Origin of the sequence: Bacteroides caecigallinarum (genome assembly GCF_021530995.1) — a bacterium.
GTDB lineage: Bacteria > Bacteroidota > Bacteroidia > Bacteroidales > Bacteroidaceae > Phocaeicola > Phocaeicola faecigallinarum.
In genome coordinates this window covers 1-5,341 of the sequence record NZ_JADYTF010000163.1, presented here as the reverse complement: position 1 = coordinate 5,341, position 5,341 = coordinate 1, and the positions used below count along the sequence as shown (strand labels likewise).

The window sequence follows — 5,341 nt, the reverse complement described above, 5'->3', positions numbered from 1 at the left end:
TATAACAATTGATACAATAAAAATAGCTTCAGGAAAAAAACCAATTTTCATTAATATATAAGAAACAGGAAGATTGAGCATCTGTAAACCACCCACAATAAGTTGATAGTTTCGAATCCTTCCTGTAGCCTGCATAGCAGTTACTAATGGATTGGAAATTGATTCACTCATGGAAAATATGAGGACTAACTGTACGAAGCTAATTGTATGTGTAGGAACAGTATTTAGCCATTTTTCTAAGATATATTCTGTATTTAAAATTATTGGTAAAGACAATACTAACAAGAGATAGAATGAAAGGCGCGCACCTTGATAAATCAGTACCATCATGTAATCAAAATCTTTTGATGCATAAGATTTTGTAATCTGCGGTCTCAAGGCTGTCATGAAATTTGAAACAAAGCCTGCTATAGCAGAGTTAACCTGAATAGCTATACCTCTAGCGGCATTAACTGTTGGTCCACAAAATAAATTAATTAATAAATTACCGCCTTGATCTCTCAATATAGCAGATGAAGAACCAATAAAGTTCCATCCCGCAAAGCCAAACATCTGTTTTAACAGTTGCTTATCCCATATAAAATGATAGCTGCATTCTTCAAAATTCCGTTTACAGTAGTATGTATATGAAAAACGCACCAATAAAGCAACAAGTAACATTAAGAGGCCATAGAATATTAGTTTATCTATTGGGGATATCATTATAAGATACGCTATCAAAAGCTTTCCTACTGTTTCAAGAATACTTATGTAAGCAAATGCTGACATCTTTTCATGTGCTACGATGGCTGCATTATATGGGATACTGATTAAGTTTACAGCAAATGTCAGTATAGAAAAATGAAACACCCAATTGGCTGCACTAAGTCTGCTTGCATCAACATTCATCTTCTCATTTATAAACCATATTCCGGCAATTTCAGCAATAATAGTTATTGCTACAGCTAAAATAATCTGTATTGTGACTGATGAGGAGAAAACAGCTTTCAGTTTATTCAGGTCTTTTCTTCCCAATTCAAACGTAATAAAACGACTTATGGCTGAAGATAATGATCCTGATAGTATATTAAACATTGCAACAACACCGCCTACTACATTATAGATACCATAATCTTCTATACCAAGGGCATTGAGTACAACTCTTGATGTATATAGACTCACTATAATAGTCAGTAGCATGCGAAAATATAACATCAATGTATTTTTCGCTATTCTCTTATTTTTTTCTGAAGTCGAACTCATTGTTTAATTTCTTCACTCTCAGGCACGCTTCGCGGCTACCTCCCCCACCTTTCCATCCCCAGAAAGCTGCGCAAGATAGTCCGCATTAATCCTTAAATCGTCACAAAAGTAAGCCTTAATAACGATAATTCAAACCAAATCGCAGATTTTTATGCTTTTCGGCAGGGAATTTAACACTTTATTTTACCATCCTGCAAAAAACAACAAAAAAAATCCGCAAGCCTCCCACCTTTTGGCGAGAAAACTTACGGATTCCTCTACTAGTACCCCTCACTCTTCACATCGAAGCAAGGACATTCCTTTATCCATTCCTCGGGTTCTATCGTCCCATTGCCGTTAAGGTCAGGGCTGAAATCCCTGTGACCTGCTATTTCCTTGATGGGGAACTCCTTCTTCAATGTCATGATAAGATATTTCAGAGCCTTCTTCTGTTCTGCTGTGCGGGTGTCCTTGGGGTTGCCCTTGATGTCGAGACCGCCCTCGTAGCAGATGCCTATGCTGCCTTCGTTGTGTCCCTTGCAGTGGGCTCCTATCCGTTCCACCGGACGCATATCGCATATTTCTCCCGTACGACGGATATAAAAATGATACCCGCATCCGTTGAAACCGCGCTTACGGTGCATCTTGACCAAAGCAGCAGGCTCGAGCCTTTTGCCTTCAGGCGTAGCCGAGCAGTGTATGATAATTGTATCAACATGACGCTTCATTACCTCCTCCCTTCCCTTTGTCTCTGAAGCCCCCTGTAAAAATACAGAGGAGGCATTTCAGGATTCTGATTACTATTCTTCTTACATTTTTCATGGTTCACCGGTTTTTAGTTAGCTATCCTCACGTTGGTTATCGGTTTATGGAAGCGGATCCTCTCCTCCTCCGGCTGCTTCCTCTTCCTTCTTGTACTTCTGTTCCACCTTCTGGTACTTCAGGGTGTTGAGCATGTTGGCCAGTGTCTCTCCGCCACGGAAGATGATTCTGCCTTTCTCTATCAGGCCGTCATGATATTCCTCTGCGGTATCGGATCCCTTGCCTTTGAGGCTCACCTGGAGAGAGCCGAGCTCGCCCAAGCGGACTATTTCGCCGTTGGCAAGGGAGTCTGACACCACGTCCTCAAGTGCGATGAGTACTGCCATTACGTCCGCACGGGTCACGGTACACGACTGCTGGATGCGCTGCGAGAGCTCACGGATGCCTGCCTCGCCACGGGCCTGTGCCTGTGCATAGAATTTTCCCGGCACTTCAGGGTTCTGAGGGTCTTTACGTTCCACTACCGAATAAGTCAAATACTTGTCCATAATTCTTTCCTTTCTTTTTTAAATGGTTAATGATTAAACAAAAAATAAACTCTGCAATCCGAAACTTTGGGATCCCTTTCTGATTACACTACAAAGGTACCACGGTCCGGATTAGCAGAGTTCCTCTTTGTCCGCATGAGTATGGAAAGATGTGTTTTCGGAACTTTTCAGTACTTTTAGTACGGTTCGCCCAGGTGACGGACTATTATTTGTCAGGGAAATATTTATTTGCAAATTCCACCGGAGTCATTTTAAAGAGGTATTCGAGTATTATATTGGTGTCATAGAATACTTTCATAATCCGTATTTATCGTTTAAGTATTCGTTGCGTTTTGCATTATATGGTTGTCCGTCATCTTTCAGTATGCCGTACAATTCTTCCAAAGTGTAAGGTCTGGTATCTATGCCGTTTTTAGCGGAAACAGCCCGCTCTTCTTCTTCAATCTCCTGTTTAAGAATCAGTTGGATTTTCTGCTTTACCTTAAGGTCCTGTGTCCGTATCATTTCAAGAATGGCATTTACCATTCTGTTCTCATTATCAATAGGTAATGTTACTGCCATATTACTTGTTATTTATGCTTTTCAGCAAATTTCAGATCTTTTTTTTGTTGACAAGTTGACTAGGTACCAGTTAACTAGGCTTACTTGTGCTTAATAAGGGTATATATCAGGCCATAAAAATTACTCTGTGACAAAACTGATACTTCGTATGGTATCGCCACTTAATAGAAATGCCGGATTTAAGGATTTACTTGCTGAAGAGTGATGAAAAATGTCAATGTTTAATATGTTTTAAATATATTCTCTATGCGTTTTGTGAAAAAATAAAATGCCAAGGGAGAAATCGTCATTATACTTCTCCCTTGGCATTGTTGCTTTTGTTCGTATCCTTTTCGCTAAACATAATCTTTCGAGTTTTAAGTTTAGCACGAAGGTATGAGAAAGAGCAATGCTAGTCAATACGCCAATTTTGGAAGTTTACCTATTATTCCACCACTTACGCCTTAAAACTATCTATAACCTTAAGTGAATTATCAATATATTTTCTTGGATCTCCTGAAACAGTTTCCCTAATCTTTCTTAGGCTCTCTTTTGCTGCTTGTATATCATTCTTATACCAGCATATTTCGAAATGTGACACTGTTCCGCTTTTCAATGGAGCTTCAATATCACGGAAAAATAAGAGTCCTTTCTCCTCAAGAACCTTAATATCAGCTTCCACACTGTTGTGTGCTAGAACACCGTAATATTTTACGTTCTCCTCAAGAAGATAAGCATCTATTAATGCTTGTCCGAAATAGAGTTGTTTTGAAATATCACAAGTTATGACTCCTTTTGCTATTGCTCCCTTAAGTGGAATACCTGAATTAATGGCTGTTTCCATAACTTTGGAGCTTACTTCACTTATAGTTTGAAGACTACTTTGCTTGTTGTCAGAACTGTAAATCAATATACTGTCCGAAAATTGTGACAGTCTTATGCCATGTTCTTTATGTTCAAGTATATGTTTTGATATTCTTTGGTTGAAGTCATTTAACATGGATAACAGTTCTTCATGTTTTGTTCGTGCTACCCTGTCTTTGAATCCCATTATATCAAGAAATACTATGTATCTCTCTGTTGTGATGGATAAATCATTATTTACCTTTGAGGTATTAAGGCTTATCTCCACGATTTCTCCATTTGGTAATTTTAATCTTGCCATGATTATTTATCTACTGTGGTTGGAGTGACTATATAGCAATATACAAATATGGAATCATCATTTCCACCACCATTGCCTCCACGCATTCCTTTATCAAGATAATGTTGTTCAACCTTTCTGGCAGTGTCCACACTGTCGGCAGGAATATATATCCACCATGAATCCTCTTTCGATACTCCATGTTCCTCGAAAAGTCTGCGTTCCGGACTGTTCGTTATTCCAATATAAAATTCATTGTAATAATTCTTACCACTTTTATTCAAGTGTTCATCCATTGCTTGAATTATTTCATCATAGTTTAATGGCATATAGATATTATTAATGGTTTATAATCGTTTACTACGTATGGGCTGTGGGTAGTGATGTTTGGGCACGCTTCGCGGCTACCTCCTACATCCTTCGTTTCCGCTCAGATGTGCAAGATAGTCCGCCTTTTTCCTTAAATCGTCACAAAAGTAAGCCTTAATAACGATAATTCAAACCAAATCGGAGATTTTTATGCTTTGCGGCATCGATTTTAACACTTTATTTTACACTCCTGCAAAAAACAATAAAAAAATCCGCAAGTCTCCCGCCTTTTCGCGGGAAAACTTACGGATTCCTCTACTAGTACCCCTCACTCTTCACATCGAAGCAAGGACATTCCTTTATCCATTCTTCGGGTTCTACCGTCCCATTGCCGTTAAGGTCAGGGCTGAAATCCCTGTGACCTGATATTTCCTTGATGGGGAACTCCTTCTTCAATGTCATGATAAGGTATTTCAGAGCTTTCTTCTGTTCTGCTGTGCGCGTGTCCTTGGGGTTGCCCTTGATGTCGAGACCGCCCTCGTAGCAGATGCCTATGCTGCCTTCGTTGTGTCCCTTGCAGTGGGCTCCTATCCGTTCCACCGGACGCATATCGCATATCTCTCCCGTACGACGGATATAAAAATGATACCCGCATCCGTTGAAACCGCGCTTACGGTGCATCTTGACCAAAGCAGCAGGCTCGAGCCTTTTGCCTTCAGGCGTAGCCGAGCAGTGTATGATAATTGTATCAACATGACGCTTCATTACCTCCTCCCTTCCCTTTGTCTCTGAAGCCCCCTGTAAAAATACAGAGGAG

The 5,341-nt window shown here is 39.9% G+C and carries 7 protein-coding genes; all 7 read right to left on the bottom strand.

The genetic code is table 11. The annotated features are described in order from the left end of the window. On the bottom strand, window positions 1-1,242 hold a 1,242-nt coding region (locus I6E24_RS15195), incomplete at its 3' end, for a lipopolysaccharide biosynthesis protein (protein WP_235329433.1). A 260-nt stretch (window positions 1,243-1,502) separates the two neighbouring features. After that, window positions 1,503-1,949 (bottom strand): N-acetylmuramoyl-L-alanine amidase, encoded by a 447-nt coding sequence (locus I6E24_RS15190; RefSeq protein WP_235329431.1) that lies wholly within the window; start codon window positions 1,947-1,949, stop codon window positions 1,503-1,505. A gap of 138 nt (window positions 1,950-2,087) precedes the next feature. After that, window positions 2,088-2,531 (bottom strand): HU family DNA-binding protein, encoded by a 444-nt coding sequence (locus I6E24_RS15185; protein WP_235329429.1) that lies wholly within the window; start codon window positions 2,529-2,531, stop codon window positions 2,088-2,090. 294 nt (window positions 2,532-2,825) lie between these two features. Continuing rightward, window positions 2,826-3,092, bottom strand: coding sequence for a hypothetical protein (locus I6E24_RS15180; RefSeq protein ID WP_235329427.1), 267 nt, complete (start codon window positions 3,090-3,092; stop codon window positions 2,826-2,828). Between the two features lie 436 nt (window positions 3,093-3,528). Then, complete coding sequence (locus I6E24_RS15175; RefSeq protein WP_235329425.1) at window positions 3,529-4,236, bottom strand: hypothetical protein; 708 nt, start codon at window positions 4,234-4,236, stop codon at window positions 3,529-3,531. A 2-nt stretch (window positions 4,237-4,238) separates the two neighbouring features. After that, on the bottom strand, window positions 4,239-4,544 hold the full coding sequence (locus I6E24_RS15170; RefSeq protein WP_235329423.1) for a hypothetical protein: 306 nt from the start codon (window positions 4,542-4,544) through the stop codon (window positions 4,239-4,241). Between the two features lie 298 nt (window positions 4,545-4,842). Continuing rightward, window positions 4,843-5,289: an N-acetylmuramoyl-L-alanine amidase gene (locus I6E24_RS15165; RefSeq protein WP_235329435.1), complete on the bottom strand. Its 447-nt coding sequence runs from the start codon at window positions 5,287-5,289 to the stop codon at window positions 4,843-4,845. Window positions 5,290-5,341 lie beyond the last annotated feature (52 nt).

Excerpts from the sequence above, each read along its gene's own strand:
- I6E24_RS15170 (WP_235329423.1), bottom strand. The coding sequence starts at position 4,544 with ATGCCATTAAACTATGATGAAATAATTCAAGCAATGGATGAACACTTG.
- I6E24_RS15185 (WP_235329429.1), bottom strand. The coding sequence starts at position 2,531 with ATGGACAAGTATTTGACTTATTCGGTAGTGGAACGTAAAGACCCTCAG.
- I6E24_RS15190 (WP_235329431.1), bottom strand. The coding sequence starts at position 1,949 with ATGAAGCGTCATGTTGATACAATTATCATACACTGCTCGGCTACGCCT.
- I6E24_RS15175 (WP_235329425.1), bottom strand. The coding sequence starts at position 4,236 with ATGGCAAGATTAAAATTACCAAATGGAGAAATCGTGGAGATAAGCCTT.
- I6E24_RS15180 (WP_235329427.1), bottom strand. The coding sequence starts at position 3,092 with ATGGCAGTAACATTACCTATTGATAATGAGAACAGAATGGTAAATGCC.
- I6E24_RS15165 (WP_235329435.1), bottom strand. The coding sequence starts at position 5,289 with ATGAAGCGTCATGTTGATACAATTATCATACACTGCTCGGCTACGCCT.